Origin of the sequence: Paenibacillus sp. 1011MAR3C5, from assembly GCF_003591485.1 — a bacterium.
Taxonomy (GTDB): Bacteria; Bacillota; Bacilli; order Paenibacillales; family Paenibacillaceae; genus Pristimantibacillus.
The window spans coordinates 1-17,135 of the sequence record NZ_QZCF01000015.1 but is presented as its reverse complement, the minus strand read 5'-3'; the positions used below and the strand labels follow the sequence as shown (position 1 = coordinate 17,135).

Below are 17,135 nucleotides of genomic sequence, written 5' to 3'. Positions count from 1 at the left end.
TTCTGAGGAGAAGGGCCATTCATGATGGAACGCGAGCAAGAATTGCTAGATTTTATGCGAGAAACGGCATATAAGCCGATGACGTACCAAGAGCTGGAGGGACACTTCGGCATCGAGGGAGCAGCGGAATTCAAGGAATTTCTTCAACTGCTCAATAAACTGGAAGAAGAGGGCAAGATCTTACGCACGCGCAACGAGCGCTACGGTATACCGGAGCGGATGAACTTGCTGCGCGGGAAGTTGCAGGCGCATGCGAAAGGCTTTGCCTTCCTGCTCCCGGATGAGAAGGATCATCCCGATGTGTATATTCACGCGAATGATCTGAAAAGCGCCATGAACGGCGATATTGTCCTGGTGAGGATTACGTCCAAAAGCGAAGGCGGCGGACGTATGGAAGGCGAGGTTGTCCGTATCGTCCAGCGTGCAGTGACACAGATCGTCGGCACGTTCGAGAATCACGAGGTATACGGCTTCGTCATTCCCGATGATAAGCGGATTAACCGGGATATCTTCATTCCGAAGGGCGGATTCCAAGGCGCGGTGACTGGACAGAAAGTCGTTGTGCGCATTGTGTCTTATCCGGAGGGCCGCAGCGCGGCTGAAGGCGAGATTCTGGAAATTTTGGGCCACAAAAATGATCCGGGTGTCGACATCCTGTCCATCATCCGCAAGCATCAGCTGCCGGAAAGCTTCCCCGATGAGGTCATGGCCGAAGCGGAGTCTGCGCCGGATACGATCACCGAAGAAGAAATCAAGGAGCAAGGGCGGCGCGATCTAAGAGAGGAGATCATCGTCACGATTGACGGCGAAGATGCGAAGGATCTCGACGATGCGGTGCATGTGAAGCTGCTGGAGAATGGCAACTTCCTGCTTGGCGTTCATATCGCGGACGTAGGCTATTATGTAACGGAGAAGTCTGCGCTGGACCAAGAAGCCTTCCGTAGAGGCTGCAGCGTTTACTTGACCGATCGCGTCATTCCTATGCTGCCGCACCGATTGTCGAACGGTATCTGCTCGCTTAACCCGCAGGTTGACCGGCTGACGCTGTCTTGCGAGATGGAGTTCGATGCCAAGACGCTGAAGCGTGTAAAGCATGATGTCTTCACGAGTGTGATTCGTACGAAGGAGAGAATGACCTACACGAATGTAAAACGCATTCTGACTGCTACCGAAGAGGAGCCGGAGACGGAGCTGAAGGAGCGATATACAGATCTGCTGCCGATGTTCGATCTGATGGAGAAGCTGGCCATGCGCCTGCGCTCCAAGCGTATGAAGCGTGGCGCGATCGACTTCGACTTCCAGGAGTCGAAGATTATCGTCGATGAGAACGGCAAGGCTGTCGATATTGTCAAACGCGAGCGTTCCGTTGCGGAGCAGATCATTGAAGAGTTTATGCTGGTAGCTAACGAGACGGTAGCGGAGCACTTCCACTGGCTGCGCGTGCCATTCCTGTACCGGATTCACGAAGATCCGGATCAGGAGAAGCTGCTGACATTCATGCAGTTCGCAGCGAACTTCGGTTATGTCGTGAAGGGCGGGAAAGGGAATAACACCGTTCATCCGCGTGCGCTGCAGACGCTCTTGGAAGAGATTCAAGGGACGAAGGAGTCGACGGTCATCTCGACGATGATGCTGCGATCAATGAAGCAGGCGAAATACGATGCGGAGAGTCTTGGCCACTTCGGCTTGGCAGCCGAGTTCTACTCGCACTTCACGTCGCCGATCCGCCGTTACCCAGACTTGGTTATTCATCGCGTCATACGCGAAGTGATCGAGGGCGGCGGAGCGCTGACCGAGGCGCGGCATGAGGCATTAACCGCTCGTATGCCGGATATTGCCCAGCATTCCTCCGAGCGGGAGCGGGCAGCTGTCGATGCGGAACGCGATACGGATAAGCTGAAGAAATGCGAATACATGCTGGATAAAGTCGGTGAGGAATTCGACGGTATCATCAGCAGTGTAACTAGCTTCGGCATGTTCATCGAGCTGGAGAATACGGTCGAGGGCTTGATCCGTTTAAGCGATCTGACGGATGACTATTACCACTTCCATGAGCTCCATATGGTGCTCATTGGCGAGCGTACGTCGAAGGTGTACCGAATCGGCGACGAAGTGAAAATTCGAGTCGCACGCGTCGATATGAACGAATATAATATTGACTTCGAGATGGTCGACATGAAGCCGCGCGGCAACTACAAAGGCGTCGCGGATGCCGGCTTCGGAGCAGGCCGCAAGCGCGGCGGATATGGTAAGCGTGAGGGTGGTCGACCAGGCAGTCGTGAGGCTTCCGGCGGTGGGCGCGGTTCATTCGCCGGCGGCAAGGGCGGCCGGGGCAAAGGCGGTGCCGGGCGAGGCGATGCCAGCAAGCCGGCCGCCAATGAGAAAGAGAAGCCGAGTGCGACTGACCCAGCGGCGAAAAGCCGGTTCAAACGCGGAGGCAAGGACGCAGCTGCTCCGAATGAAAATGGCGGCAATCCGTGGGGTAAGGACAGCGGGGCAGACAATGGTGACTGGATCGATGTTAGGGCCGCGGAGCTTGAGGCGGACGGCAAAAGTTCTCGCACCGATATGTGGGGGCTTCCGATTCGCACTGGCGGAGGTGATGCCCGCAAGGAAAGCCGCGGCAAGGATGGCCGTCCGGTTAAGGGCGACGGCAGTTCGGGCGACACAGGCAAGAAGAAAGGCAAGGGCGGCAACGGACGCCGGAAAAAAGCGACGTCTAACGGAGTGTTCAACGCCGGGGAAGCGGGAGCAGCATCCTCGCAGACGGGCGAAGCGAAGAAAAAGAAGCCTAAGAAAAAAGGTGATCTGAACAACTCCACAGCGGCTTTTGTACGCAAGAAACGGAAGTAAGCCAGGAGGAGAAGAAAACCGTTAGGCGGCTAGTTAGAAGAAGCTGCTCAATCTCATAAGCCAGATGGCGGCATTGTTTTCCTTCCTTTACTGGGAATGAAAGTGCCGCCAACTGGACATAATGGGAAAATATATTTAGGCTTGTCGCTTGCTTTTCAGCGGCTGGGATAGTATACTCAAAGCAATCGGATGAGATGAACCTGAATTCACATATTGAAAAGGGTGTCATTAGAGTCGTCATGAAACCCTTTTCAATGTGTGAATATTTTTTTAAAGAACAAATAGGCGCATATTAATTTAATCTTTTGGAGGTAATTCCACATGCAACAAGGTACAGTTAAATGGTTCAACGCTGAGAAAGGTTTCGGCTTCATCGAAGTTGAAGGCGGAAACGACGTATTCGTACATTTCTCCGCAATCGTTGGCGAAGGCTTCAAAACTCTTGAAGAAGGCCAACGCGTTGAGTTCAACGTTGTTCAAGGCAACCGCGGACCACAAGCTGAAAACGTAGTTAAGCTGTAATAGCTTAATCTCGGAGAGACCGCTTCGACCTCGAGTCGAGCGGTCTTTTGCTTCACATAGATTGTATTAGTGGGTGCCAGTCCTCGGTTTAATGGTTCATGAGGTGAAGATCGGTTTAAAGGAAAGAGTACCTTTCCCGATTGTTGATTTTGACAACCAAAGTTGCTACAATGAACCAACAGAGACGCTGGTCTTGAAGAAGAAACGAGGTGAATTAGCATGGGCGCCAAGAAGAACGACGGCAAGCAGCTCGCCCAGAACAAGAAGGCCTCCCATGACTATTTCATTGAGGAGACCTTCGAGGCGGGCATGGTCTTGATGGGAACGGAGATTAAGTCGCTGCGCAACGGCAGGGCGAATATCAGCGATGCATTCGCGACGATTCGCAATGGCGAGATCTTCATTCACAACATGCACATCAGCCCTTTCGAGCAGGGCAACATCCATAACCCGACTGATCCGACGCGTGCAAGGAAGCTGCTGATGCATAAGGCACAGATTCACAAGCTACTGGGATTATCGAAGCAAGAAGGCTATGCCATCGTGCCGCTGAAGATCTACGTGCGCAACGGCTACGCCAAGCTGCTGATCGGGCTGGGCAAAGGCAAGAAGCAATACGACAAGCGCGACACCGCCGCTAAGCGGGATGCGCAGCGCGATATCCAGCGCGCGCTTCGGGAGAAGCAGAAGGTGGCTAGATAACGTTCATCCCATGGATGAATCGGCCAACGCTGCCAGCAACATTCCCGGACAAATGCAGGATGTTCGTGGTATACTAAGTAAACGGCAACGGTGGGTTGCCAATCGGCAGGAGCCTGTAAGGACTCAGCCGAATTCAGATGTACATGACTTGTGCGATTTAGTCACACCTCAATCCAGAGGTCCCGTCTAGCTAGACGCTGATGCTCAGCAAGAGCATAAGCAGCGTTTATGCCCATTCGGGGGCGTTTATGGATTCGACGGGGATTGGACGAGCGCGAGCCAGCGGGTAGCAGGGAGTCGTCTGCTTCATCAACGCTAAAGCCAATTAAATGGCAAACAACAAACAAACTACGCTGTAGCAGCTTAATAACCTGCTCACGTGCTCTCGCTCTGTATCGCCCATGTACCGGGATGAGGGCCCAACTTTAGTGGGATACGCTGTCACATCTCCGCCTGGGGTGTGCTGAAGAAGATAATCAGGCTGACCTATGAGGAACCGCGTTGCAGGGGGTCTTCACAGGTGACATCAAAACTGCAGCTACACCCGTAGAAAGCCGTGTGGCGTGATCTTCGGACAGGGGTTCAAATCCCCTCGCCTCCATTTTACCTGTGAGAGAGCACCGTAATAGGTGCTCTCTTTTTGTATGTTTAGGTATCCTCAGCAAGGGTTCGAGGAGGTTGTAAACGCTGATTGTACAAGGGATTTTAGGCGTTGCTGTCCAATGCAACCCTGGGTCATCACCGAACCAGTGGTATTAGAAAATAAGCTATACATCAGTTCTTGGGGTGGCGAACATCCAGATTTTAAAGGAACCACTGCCTATTTTGATCTAATCGCTATTTATGCAACGACTGGTGCAGAGGAATGACGCTATCAGGTTGATGCAAATATCATGTATGCTCCAGCTTTTGCAGATCGCAAGTTGAATGTCATCAATATGGAGGGCAGCATTACGGCATATATTGAAGGAACGACCGATATAAAAGGTGACGTCGTCTGGAGCAAAGCCCAGTGCTGAGGGGAATAGCGACAAGTACGCCGTCTGTAACTGAGGGAGAAGAATCTTCAGCAGAAGAAGAATACGAACTGAAGGATTTCGAAGGGCGTTGGACATCCGACAAACACGACTTTCATATTTTTTTCACAGACAGCAGTTATGGCGTAATTACGTTTTATGAAAAAGGCGATGAGGTTCTTGAACTATTTCGAATTTAAGAAGACTGAATATGATAGAGTCATGATGCTTGTCGGAGTTCGCTAGTGGCCTACAAGTATACGGTTAGACGATATAAATTCGCTCGGGTATGTGGATGAACTAGGTCGAGATTATTTAGTAATAGAGACCTCAGAGCCAAGCCCAGGCGATACCGCTATGGACCTTATAAGCGGGTTTGAAGGTAAATGGTGCGACTCAAGTCAAACGTATTGTTTTGAACTTAAGATAACTGATGTAGGTGAAGGTATGCTAGACTACCAAGAGCAAGAGCCATATCAGGAATCGTTCCGAATTACCTACATGGATGTATATGACATCACAATTAGTATTGAAGGCTCGGGGGCAAGTATTCCTTAGTTTGAATGATGAGAAGAAGATGATGACATACGAGACCGATTCATTAACTGAAACGATAATAAAGCAGAAATAGCGCCTTCGTGGCGCGTTCCTTATGCTTAAAGCAGGGTATTGATGATTCTATGTCGAATAATAAAGGACGGCAGGAATTGACGGTCTTCTTGTTTTAGTGGAGGAGGCTTAATGACATTGTTAAATAATATGAAATATATTAGAGCGTATGGTTTATACTAAACTCAGGATTGTGATGTAGATAATCGATAGATTATAATATATAGTTAGAACGTACGTTTGCATTATAGGAGGGCTAGCATGAAATCGCTAGAAATTTTTGCAGGCGCTGGAGGCCTAGCACTTGGAACAGAACAAGCGGGGTTTGAACATGTAGCAGTTATAGAATGGAACTTAGATGCGTGTGCAACTTTACGGCGAAATCGACCAGGGTGGGATGTAGTTCAAGCGGATGTGAGAACTATACAGTATAGTCAATGGGGAACTAATCTAGATCTCATTGCAGGAGGCCCGCCTTGTCAACCGTTTTCAATCGGCGGTAGGCACAAAGCCTGGGATGATAATAGGGACATGTTTCCTGAAGCTATTCGGGCAGTTCGTGAAATTAGGCCTAAAGCGTTTGTCTTTGAAAATGTAAGGGGCTTGGCGAGAGAAAAATTCACCACATATCGTGAGTATATCCAACTTCAGTTAACTTATCCATCATTGGTTCGTAAATCAAATGAAGAATGGGATGCTCATCTAATAAGACTCGAAAAACACCATACTGGTACTGGTGGTAGAAATCCTGAATATAAGGTTATACCTCCGCGTGTGCTTAATGCAGCCGATTACGGGGTTCCTCAGAAACGGGAGCGTATATTCTTCGTTGGATTCAGGGCGGATATTAATGCAAACTTCTCTTTTCCAACACAGACACATTCCAGTGAAGAACTTACGTACCAAAAATGGGTTGCTAAAACCTATTGGGAAGCTAGAGGTATTCAGCCCACGCAAGTTAGACCTAGTGAAAAGATGCTTGAACGCATCGTTAGAAATCGGGAGCAATGTACTCACTTAAAACCATGGGTTACCTTGAGAGACTGTATCTCTGATTTGCCTGATCCAAGGTTTCAGACAACAGTTGAGATCGAAAATCATATATTCCAATCAGGTGCGCGTCCGTATCCAGGACATTCAGGTAGTGTGCTCGACGAACCTAGCAAAACGTTAAAAGCTGGTGCTCATGGGGTGCCTGGGGGGGAGAACATGATTGCTTACCCTGATGGAACGTATCGCTATCTTACAGTTAGAGAATCAGCAAAAGTCCAAACCTTCCCTGATGAGATAGTATTTGAGGGGTCTTGGAGTGAAGCAATGAGACAACTCGGGAATGCTGTTCCAGTGATACTGGCCCAACATGTTACAAGTCAAGTTGCCACTGCCTTATATAATGCCAATGTGATACCGTTGGAGAATAGTAGGTGTTTGTAATGAATGTACAAGGATTTGATGAATTTGAGTTAGATCTTGAGTTGGCTTTTAAGAGAGACCTACCACCGTTTATTGATGGGCTAGAAGCAGCTCCATTAACTTTTATTAATGTATCTTCTATTCCCGCAAAGAAGAATGGTGTTTATCTTCTATTACAGGATGATAAAGTTATGTATGTTGGAAAGACCGATTCACGAGGCGGCTTTCAGAATCGACTCTTAAGACATTCAGAACACGTCAAACATCGGCATAATCTTGATCCTAATTTAATGCATTTTAAAGCAGTAGCTATTCCTGTGTTTAAGAATGCCGATTTGGAGACAATCTTGATTGATCATTATGGTGCACCTTGGAATAATTCTGGATTCGGGGGCAATGACCCAGGGAAAGAACGAGATACTCAGAGACCAGCTGTGTTTGACTTAAATCATCCTATAGATATTGATAGAGATCTTGATTTTATTCAATTAGGTTTAATAAGTGCTCAAGAACTGCTGAGACTGCTTTCTGCTAGACTTCCATACACATTTAGGTACGAGAAAAGAAAGTACCAGGACGAACTAAATTTCAATGTTGAAATAACAGCTGCCACTTCTTCAATGAGGGAGTTGCTAATGTTAATTCTTAATGGTTTACCAAGCAGCGTATGGCAGACGACCATTCTTTATGGACGGATTATCCTTTATCGTGAAAATCGTGAATACCCGTTTTTTCAAGAGGTAATACGATCATAAATCCTGTATTTGTGTTGGAATAGAAGATTAAGCTGAATGATATAGGAAATTAGTTGCAATTCTTAGGACTAAGCGCTCAGAAGAGCGCTTTTTATTTTGTTTTTAAGCAGGTAATTGATCGCATGAAATCGAATTGTGTATGTATTTGGGAGCTAAATTCGTTCAGGAATTAATCAAAATAAATCCTCTTGGAGGTCTATATGAATCGGAACTTCATTCCAAAAGTAAATCCTAGTCGAGAGTTTCTTGAGATAGCTTCGGATTTTTCAAATCCGCTTGATTTGGTGCGTGAAGCAATAAGTAATGCGTTTGATGCTAAAGCCAGTCGTATAGATCTATCGTTCACTACATTTCAAGAGCATGGTCGCCCAAAACTGAAAATATTGATTCGTGATAACGGTAATGGTATGAATTACGAAGAGTTGAATTCATTCTTTGATTTAGGTAATTCCAAGCGAATTCATCAAAAAGACGATGATCCATTATTAATTGGTGAAAAGGGCCATGGAACCAAAATCTATTTCAACTCTGAACAGATAGGTGTGGTCACTGGTAAAGAAGGTAAAAAGTACGAGTGCCATATGAGGCAGCCTATTGGATGTCTTTATGATGGATATGTTCCGGAGGTTGAAGTTATTGAATCAGATGAGTTTTTTGAAGGAACTCTCATAGAGATTATAGGTTACAACGGTAATGAGAGATATATGTTTAAGCAAGAGCAACTTCAAGATTACATTTTATGGTTCACAAAGTTCGGTTCATTTGAACAACAATTTGATGAATATAAGGACCTTCCACACCAAAAGATGGAACTGTTCTTGCAAGGTATAGATGTTAGAGAAGCCAAGAAGGTTTCTTTCGGGCATGTCTTTGCTTCGGAAACAATGAGTCTAGATAGTCTTTTAGATGATCATTTAGCAGATGCACCAGATAGATTTGTAAAGGCTTTTCGGCATACAGGTCGTTTACCGAATTCCCCTGAAATTGAATATCAAGCTGTTTTCTATATTGAGGGCAATAAAGCGAAAAGAGAGTACAATTCAATGATCAAACGGAGTGGCTACCGCGCACCTGATGGAGCCTATACTGTTCAAGAAAGGTATGGACTTTGGCTATCTAAAGATTTTATCCCTGTACAAAAGAAGAATGATTGGATTGGCTCAAAGGGTACTGAGTTTACAAGATTACATGCTTTCTTTAATTGTCAAGCTTTAAAATTGACCGCAAACCGTGGATCTATAGATAATACACCAGCAGATATTCTGAGTCAGATTCAGAAAGAAGTAGAGAAGATATATCGACAAATTACTGAAAGCGATGATTGGGCTAATATTGATTATCTGACTAGAGAATCTGATGCCTATCAAAGTGAAAGAAGAGAGAAAAATGACCTGGATAAACGTATAAAGCATGCACGTAATGCAAAAACGGCAGAGTATAAGGGAATAGTTTTACGCGAACCACGACAAGAACAGGGTGTGTTTTCAATATATCGAGCTATGGATGTTCTTGAACCGACGTTATTTCCTTTTGATATTATTGATTATGATACGCATGCTGGTATTGATGTACTAGCACAATTAAAAAATTCACGTGTACATTTGGATCAATCAATGCTGAGATATGTGGAATTTAAATATCTTCTAAATAAAAACTTCAATCATTCCTATAATCGTCTCTACGGTATTGTATGTTGGCAATTAAAGATATTGCATGACGAGGTTGTTAACGATGCCTTTGGAAATCCGCGAAAGCTGAGAATAGTGCCAAGATCAGGTCAAGGCTCATTTACTCAGTACTTCCTTGACGACGAACGAGATCCACATCGTATTGAAATTATTGTCCTCGAAGAGTATTTGTTCGAAAAACTTGGAATTCAATTTCGGCGAACAAGATAATGGGGTATCAGTTTAATCTGACTCAAATGATGAGTCATTCATTTCTAACGGCATACAGATTTTTATTACAGGACAAATAACTAGTAAGGGAGAATAAGCTAATGTTTAAATATAATATCCAGGTCCCACTGGAGTATTTTCGCTTTTCTCTTTTAGGCAATCATAATATGAGTGGTGAATTGAAAATTCTACTAGAAGACAGTGTGCTTGACACTCTAGATTTAATAATTAAGAAAGGGGATTTTGAAAGTCAAGAAAAATTTCTCGTTACAATTTCTCAAGAAGAGCATGTATTATCTATAAGTAGCTTCTATGCAGATAATGAAACATATGCATTAGATATGGCGAATAATATGGTAAATAAGTATGTACAGATTCTTTCGTATGTAATTCAGTCCCAAAATTCTAATTCTCTTCAGTTTCAGATTAAATTCACGTATAACCAACAAAATATTAAAGTAACCGAGAGCAAGTATAGTAAATACGAACAGTTTGTTTTTAACGACTCCAAAAGAGAAGAGGATCATAATGTCTACATGGAGGTTTACGATAGTTTAAGAATAAAAGATTCTGTTCATATGATTGCAGCGAGTACTTTCAGGGTCAACGATGTTAGTCAGATATTGGGCAAGATAGGTATGGATGTTGATTTATGGTTTCTGATGGATTGTTATTACCATTCATTAGGGTTGATTGATTCAAAAAGTAAGTACTTTAACCTCTTTGTTATTATAGAATATATAGAAAAAAATATTTTTCATGAATCTGTGGACTCAAAAATTTATAAGGATAATCAGATTATTGATCTTATGGACAGTATTTCAGAAGCAGTTAGTCGAAATACAACTACAAAAGATCATAGAGATCGAATCCAAAGTAGGATAAAGCAAATTTTTGAGTCAGCAACCGATAAGGGAAGGATAGATAAGTTGTATAGCATACTCACCGAATCATTAGCAATTACTGATATTAACTATGGTTTGGATAAGATTGAACTATCGAAAGAATTAGTGGCCAAATTTATTAAAACAAGGAATGGATTATTTCATGCTAAAATTCTAACAGAAGAAGAAAAGCAGGGGCTCGGAACTTTATCTTACAAATTGTTGTTGCTAAGTGAAAGTGTGCTTAAAGAGTTGATTAAACGTAAGGAGGAAAATGTAATTTAAGTATTTCGGTGATGTTCTAATCAACGTTCAGCATTTAAAGTCATTGTTGGGAGGGCAAAGGGATGAGGGCCCAACCTTAGTGGGATACGCTGTCACATCTCCGCCTGGGGAGTGCTGAAGAAGACAGTCAGGCTGACCTAGAGAGGACCTTGTTACAGGGGCCTCCCTAGGTGACATCAAAAATGCAGCTACACCCGTAGAAAGCCGTGTGGTGTGATCTTGGGACAGGGGTTCAACCCCCTAGCCTACACTATGATTTGGGAAAAGCGACCGTGTTAGGTCGCTTTTTACGTTTTCCTAAGGAAGCTACAAACGAATCCGAGATGTTTTGGTGTGGCAATTTTAATCTTTGAATACGAAATATTCCTGGTGACCTAGTAAAGTCGGCTCATTGGTTTTATTCAGTACAACGGATAGATAAATTGCATCACACAAAGCTGGTAGGACTATAGGACAGTGAGGATTAATCGCTGTACGGCTCTAATAATAGGTGAAAAATTAACTGTTATATTCTAAATATATCATGTACAATAGGAACGTGTGTTCCTTTATAAGTTAGAACATTTGCAGCAATGACTAAATATGACAACATTCGACACCTATCGTCTGGTAATATTGTGGTAATCATTAACTAGACATGGGGGCGTTTTAAGTGGACGGAATTATTGAACTGAAAAAATTTAGTGAAATAAATCTAGGAGATCCTTTTTTTGATACTTTAAAAGAGGATTACCCTAGGTTTGAAAGATGGTTTATGAAAAAAAGTGAAGAGAATGCACAGGTTTTATATAATCAACAAGGAGCTTTAGAAGCATTTCTTTATATGAAAGAAGAAATGGGTCCCATTACTGATGTTCAACCGACACTTAGAGAAGTAAGATGGTTAAAGGTTGGAACCATGAAAGTGAATCCCCATGGAACTCGATTGGGCGAACGATTTATTAAAAGAATATTGGACTACGCAATTGTTCTTGACATTAAACACGTTTATGTGACGGTTTTCCCAAAACATGAAAAGCTTGTTGAAGTTTTTAAAAAGTATGGATTTGTAGACAATTCAATTAAAATTTCGAGTGCAGGTCAAGAATTGGTGCTAGTGAAAGAATTAGAGAAAGTTAAGGGAATCACCTTGCTTGATTATCCTCTAGTCCGTTCAAAAGGCACAAATAAACATTTGTTAGCTATTAAACCGGAATATCACACAAAACTTTTTCCTGATTCAATTCTTCGAAATGAAAGAATTGATATTATTAAGGATGTCTCTCATACGAACAGTATTCATAAAGTGTATATCGCTTTTATACCTGGGCTGGCGGTGATTCAACCAGGGGATTTATTACTCATCTACCGGATGAGAACAGAGAATACAAAAGCTTGGTATACTTCTGTTGCTACTTCAATTTGTGTAGTGGAAGAAGTAAGGCATCGACGTGAGTTCGCTTCATTTAATGAATACATGAAATATTGCAGTGCTTATTCTGTTTTTACGAAAGATGAACTAATAAAACTATGGAATAGGTCAGGACAAATGTATGTGATTAAAATGACCTATAACATAGCTCTTCGCAGGAAATTAAACCAACAACGCCTGGTTGAAGAAGTAGGATTAGAGAAAAGTAACTATTGGGGATTTTTCTCCTTAAGTGAGCAAGAGTTTAAAAATATAGTGATTAAAGGTGATGTATATGAAAGTCTTATTATCGATTAAACCAGAATTTGTTGAGAAGATTTTTAGTGGTGAGAAAAAGTATGAATATAGGAAAGTTATTTTCAAGAAAGATGATGTCGACACGATAGTCGTCTATTCTACTATGCCTGAGGGGAAAATTGTTGGGGAGTTTAAAATTGAAAAAATAATTATTGATTGTCCGGAAGCGATCTGGGAAGCAACAGCAGACGGCTCAGGAATAAGCTCGGTATTTTTTAAACAATATTTTGGAGATCGACTTGAAGGCTATGCAATAAAGATCTCTAACCCTATATTGTACGATACTCCTATCGACCCTAAGAAAGAATATGAATCGTTCTTTGCTCCCCAATCTTTTTGTTATATGTCGTAAAATAATGAGGGGTTTAAAAAATGACTAAGATTATATTTGTTTGTGGAGGGCACGGAGTAGGAAAAACTTATTTTTGCAAAATGATTGTAGAGCAGTATCAGTTTACTCACCATTCATCAAGCCAACTAATTACGAGTAAAAAACAAATACAATTTCCAAGCAATAAACGAGTTGAGAAGATAAATGAAAACCAAGACTATTTAATAGACGCAATAAATGAACTACACATCGATAATGTGCTGCTTTTAGATGGTCATTTCTGTTTGTTAAATGAAAAAGGGGAAATTGTGAAACTGCCCAAACAAACATTCAGGACCCTCGCTCCAGTAGGAATTATTTTACTCAAAGATACGTCTGAAGAAATATTGGCTCGATTGACCAAGCGGGATTCGATGGTGGCTTTTGACAAAAAATTAGTTGAAGCACTACAGCGAGAAGAAATTAAGTATGCCAATGAAATTTCTTCTTCTCTTGGTAATCCATTGTTGATTCATAATGTAAATGATCCCTATGATAAAGTACACGAGTTCATAAAAAGTATATATTAAAATCATTAAGGTTACACTTTATTAATAAGAGAACTCGAAAAAGAATTAAAGTGCTCTACAGGCAGTTGTGGTAGTGTTAAACTAAATAGTCGTGAAGATAGCAATTAAATGTAATTAGCACGGTTTAGTTTGATCAAAAAAAGTCTGTATATAATGGGATATGAGACCCCTCGTATCCACCAAATTATGGAAAAAGCGACCGTGTTAGGTCGCTTTTTTTTGCTTTTTCGTATGCATTTGAGGTTAGTGAAACCGCGGAAATTTTTGATGGCGTAGGGTGTGTAGTACGTAAGCTGTTTTGACAATGCTCGAGAGACATGAGGCTTCTATTGCATTTTAAATAATTTAGAGCCTGTGGAGAAGAGCTCCCAGGTGTTTATTTAGCGAGAGACGCGAAGAAAATGTTTTTGACGGAGCAGTTTAGTATTGATGATATTAAGGTCTATGAGAGATCATTTGTCGCTGTATGGTGGCTGGTTCTTGGTAAAGCAGAAATTTGTCTAATAATGTGGGAATTTATAGAATATGAGTATTTAGGTGGGGGGGGGTAAGGCCCCTCTCTATTCTAAATATAACAAGTCCGAGGTGCATTGCGGGTCGTGAAGCATGCTCATACCCCAGTCAGATAGACACGAATAGAGAGAAATCTTTATGCTACAGCCGTTTTCGGAAAACGAGACATATTCATGAATGACCTGCTCCAAGTTAGAAAAGGTTTTCGTATGGATTAAATAAATTAGCGATGTACATCTTTAGTAGGACTACAACTTCTTAGGATTTGGCTTATGATGTTCTGAAGAGAATGGGGGAGGCTCTGCCTTTTACAGTTTCGGGCAGCATTGCCTTTTGGTATGGGCGATACCTTACGATGAAATGGGGAGAAACAATGAAAGAAAGAATTCTAATTCTATTAATGACTATTGTTATGGTATTCACGCTGATTACACCCGGGTTGGTACCAAGAGCTGAAGCAGCAGGAGGCACAGTTACAAGGACTTATACAGCAACTGCGGATACAATGCAATTAAATGGTCAACCGGAATATAACGGTATCTATGATCATGACGGCGATGGTTATCTCTATGTCGGCATGAGCAATAATGATGGCTTCGTCAACGTGCGCAATAGAATGGCTGCTTCTTACAATCTAGGTGCTCCAGAAGGGACCATTGTATCAGCAGAGCTGGTCTTGACGGTTGCTACTGTATTAAGAGTCCCAAATCACACTTTGTACATGGAGGCAAGGGGCTCTGCCGCGAATAGTTTGGACCATAATTTTACGGGTATCTTCCCCTCTGTAGATACGGACAGCCCTTATTCAGATGAATTTACGGCGAAAAGCACTGCCGAAGTGCCGATGGGCACTTATCTTCAAAATCAAACGATTACACTCAACGTTAAGAGCGCTGTCGATGCCTTTACGGATGGTTCTGATCGCATAGTAACTTTTACACTTAACGGAAATGAGGCAGATGCAGACAGCGGGAGATTCATATTGTATTCCTTAGAAGCTTCGAATGCTGCATTCCGTCCGAAGCTAGTCGTTACTTATGAGACTGGACCAGTTAATACCCCCCCTACGGGCTCTTTCACAATTGTGGAGGGAACAGCAACGAACACCAGCACAGTCAATCTATCCGTATCAGGTTCAGATCCTGATGCAGGTGATAGTGTTACCCATATGAGATTTGCGAATAGCGTTGCTAATTTATCGGCGGCATCTTGGCTGCCTTTCAGCAATTCTGCAACATTCAGTCTGACTGGAGGAGATGGGTCGAAGACCATCTATATGCAGTTGAGGGATTCCAATAATGCGTTCTCCGCCAATTCTTCTCAGACCATTCTATTAGATCAGACAGCACCAACAGGTACACTGATCATTAATGATGGTGCCTCATGGACGAAATCAGCGACGGTCACTTTGAAAGGAACCTATTCGGATGGAAGCGGCTCAGGAGTTGAGCAGGTGCGTCTCTCCAATATTAACGGCAGTTGGCAGACCAGTTGGTTCAGTATCGCTGACCTGAACGGGAGGTCATGGGTCCTTTCCGCTGGCGAGGGAGCTAAGACCGTATATGTACAATATAGAGATAAAGTCGGAAATTCGAGCAGTTCTGTTATTAGCAGTACGATTACAGTAGATACGACCGCTCCTGTTATTACGAATGTAGTGGATGGCAAAGTATATAACAGCACAGTTACGCCTCTATTTAGTGAAGGCAGCGGATTGCTCAATGGAAACCCTTATTCCAGTGGTACAACGATTACACAGGATGGAGCGTATACGCTGTCCGTTACCGATCTGGCAGGCAATGATGCGACGGTGAGCTTCAGGGTTGATACGACGTTACCTATCGTGTTGGGAGTTGCAAAAGGTGGAATATACAACACAAACAAAACGATTACCTTTAACGAAGGAACAGCGACTTTAAACGGGGCTGTTTTTGTCAGTGGTGCACAGGTTGCTCTAGATGGCATGTATACCCTGATTGTAACGGATGAGGCAGGTAACGTAACAACGATAACCTTTGAGATCGACAAGACAGCGCCTAGAGTTACAGGAGTAACGAACGGTGGGAGTTATAAAGAAGAAGTGACCGTCAGTTTTAATGAAGGAACAGCGACATTGAATGGTGCTGCTTTTACTACAGGTACAAAGATTGATCAAGATGGCGTGTACACGCTGGTTGTAACGGATGCAGCAGGGAATGTGACGACCATTAGCTTCACGATCGACACAGTAGCACCTACTGTTACGGGAGTAACGGAGGGTGGAATTTATAAGTCGGTAACTCCCGGATTCAACGAAGGAACAGCGACGTTGAATGGTGTTGCTTTTAATACAGGTACAAAGATTGATCAAGATGGCGTGTACACGCTGGTTGTAACGGATGCAGCAGGCAATGTGACAACGGTTAAATTTGAGATCGATAATGTCGGACCAACGGTTACGGGAGTAACAGAGGGTGGGGTCTATAAGTCAGTAACTCCCGTATTCACCGAAGGAACAGCGAAGTTGAATACGGTAGCATTTACTAGCGGTACTGTAATTGGAACTGAAGGTGCATACACACTGGTCGTAACGGATGCAGTAGGGAATGAAACGACGGTAAACTTCACGATCGACACGACTCCGCCTACCGTGTCAGGGGTAACCGAAGGTGAGGTATATCAGAAAGCAACTCCTGTATTCACCGAAGGAACAGCGAAGTTGAATACGGTAGCATTTACTAGCGGCACTGAAATAGTTACTGAAGGTGCATACACGCTGGTCGTAACGGATGCAGCAGGGAATGAAGCGACGATAAGATTCACGATCGATACGACCCCACCTACCGTTACTGGAGTATCTGAGGGCGGAGTGTACAAGAGTGCAACTCCTGTATTCATCGAAGGAACAGCGAAGTTGAATACTATAGCATTTACTAGCGGCACTGAAATAGTTACTGAAGGTGCATACACGCTGGTCGTAACGGATGCAGTAGGGAATGAAACGACGGTAAACTTCACGATCGACACGACTCCGCCTACCGTGTCAGGGGTAACCGAAGGTGAGGTATATCAGAAAGCAACTCCTGTATTCACCGAAG

12 protein-coding genes and 1 other RNA gene are annotated in these 17,135 nt (G+C 43.4%); all 13 read left to right on the top strand.

Translation table 11 applies throughout. The features are described from left to right. Window positions 1-24 precede the first annotated feature (24 nt). Window positions 25-2,853, top strand: a complete 2,829-nt coding sequence (rnr, locus tag D3P07_RS26115; protein ID WP_119803977.1) for a ribonuclease R — start codon at window positions 25-27, stop codon at window positions 2,851-2,853. A gap of 321 nt (window positions 2,854-3,174) precedes the next feature. Continuing rightward, window positions 3,175-3,375: a cold-shock protein gene (locus D3P07_RS26110; protein WP_012772186.1), complete on the top strand. Its 201-nt coding sequence runs from the start codon at window positions 3,175-3,177 to the stop codon at window positions 3,373-3,375. Window positions 3,376-3,594: 219 nt separating this feature from the next. Next, window positions 3,595-4,077, top strand: a complete 483-nt coding sequence (gene smpB / locus D3P07_RS26105; protein ID WP_119803876.1) for an SsrA-binding protein SmpB — start codon at window positions 3,595-3,597, stop codon at window positions 4,075-4,077. 238 nt (window positions 4,078-4,315) lie between these two features. Continuing rightward, window positions 4,316-4,681, top strand: a transfer-messenger RNA (tmRNA) gene (ssrA, locus tag D3P07_RS26100). Between the two features lie 408 nt (window positions 4,682-5,089). After that, window positions 5,090-5,293 carry a hypothetical protein gene (locus D3P07_RS26095; protein WP_119803874.1) on the top strand — a complete coding sequence of 68 codons (204 nt, stop codon included), beginning with the start codon at window positions 5,090-5,092 and terminating at the stop codon, window positions 5,291-5,293. 670 nt (window positions 5,294-5,963) lie between these two features. Next, window positions 5,964-7,136, top strand: coding sequence for a DNA cytosine methyltransferase (locus D3P07_RS26085; RefSeq protein WP_119803870.1), 1,173 nt, complete (start codon window positions 5,964-5,966; stop codon window positions 7,134-7,136). Next, window positions 7,136-7,870 (top strand): Eco29kI family restriction endonuclease, encoded by a 735-nt coding sequence (locus D3P07_RS26080; RefSeq protein WP_259391695.1) that lies wholly within the window; start codon window positions 7,136-7,138, stop codon window positions 7,868-7,870. Before D3P07_RS26085 ends, D3P07_RS26080 begins: the two co-directional genes overlap by 1 nt. Before the next feature lie 200 nt (window positions 7,871-8,070). After that, window positions 8,071-9,768 carry an ATP-binding protein gene (locus D3P07_RS26075; protein ID WP_119803866.1) on the top strand — a complete coding sequence of 566 codons (1,698 nt, stop codon included), beginning with the start codon at window positions 8,071-8,073 and terminating at the stop codon, window positions 9,766-9,768. Window positions 9,769-9,869: 101 nt separating this feature from the next. Continuing rightward, a complete protein-coding gene (locus tag D3P07_RS26070; RefSeq protein ID WP_119803864.1) occupies window positions 9,870-10,937 on the top strand; it encodes a hypothetical protein in 1,068 nt (355 codons plus the stop codon). A 652-nt stretch (window positions 10,938-11,589) separates the two neighbouring features. Beyond that, on the top strand, window positions 11,590-12,645 hold the full coding sequence (locus D3P07_RS26065; protein WP_119803862.1) for an N-acetyltransferase: 1,056 nt from the start codon (window positions 11,590-11,592) through the stop codon (window positions 12,643-12,645). Further along, window positions 12,623-12,997 carry an ASCH domain-containing protein gene (locus tag D3P07_RS26060; protein ID WP_119803860.1) on the top strand — a complete coding sequence of 125 codons (375 nt, stop codon included), beginning with the start codon at window positions 12,623-12,625 and terminating at the stop codon, window positions 12,995-12,997. The genes D3P07_RS26065 and D3P07_RS26060 overlap by 23 nt, the downstream gene beginning before the upstream one ends. Window positions 12,998-13,017: 20 nt before the next feature. Continuing rightward, a complete protein-coding gene (locus tag D3P07_RS26055) occupies window positions 13,018-13,545 on the top strand; it encodes an ATP-binding protein (RefSeq protein ID WP_119803858.1) in 528 nt (175 codons plus the stop codon). 886 nt (window positions 13,546-14,431) lie between these two features. Beyond that, window positions 14,432-17,135: beta strand repeat-containing protein (locus D3P07_RS26050; protein ID WP_397334625.1), on the top strand; the 2,704-nt coding region annotated here is incomplete at its 3' end.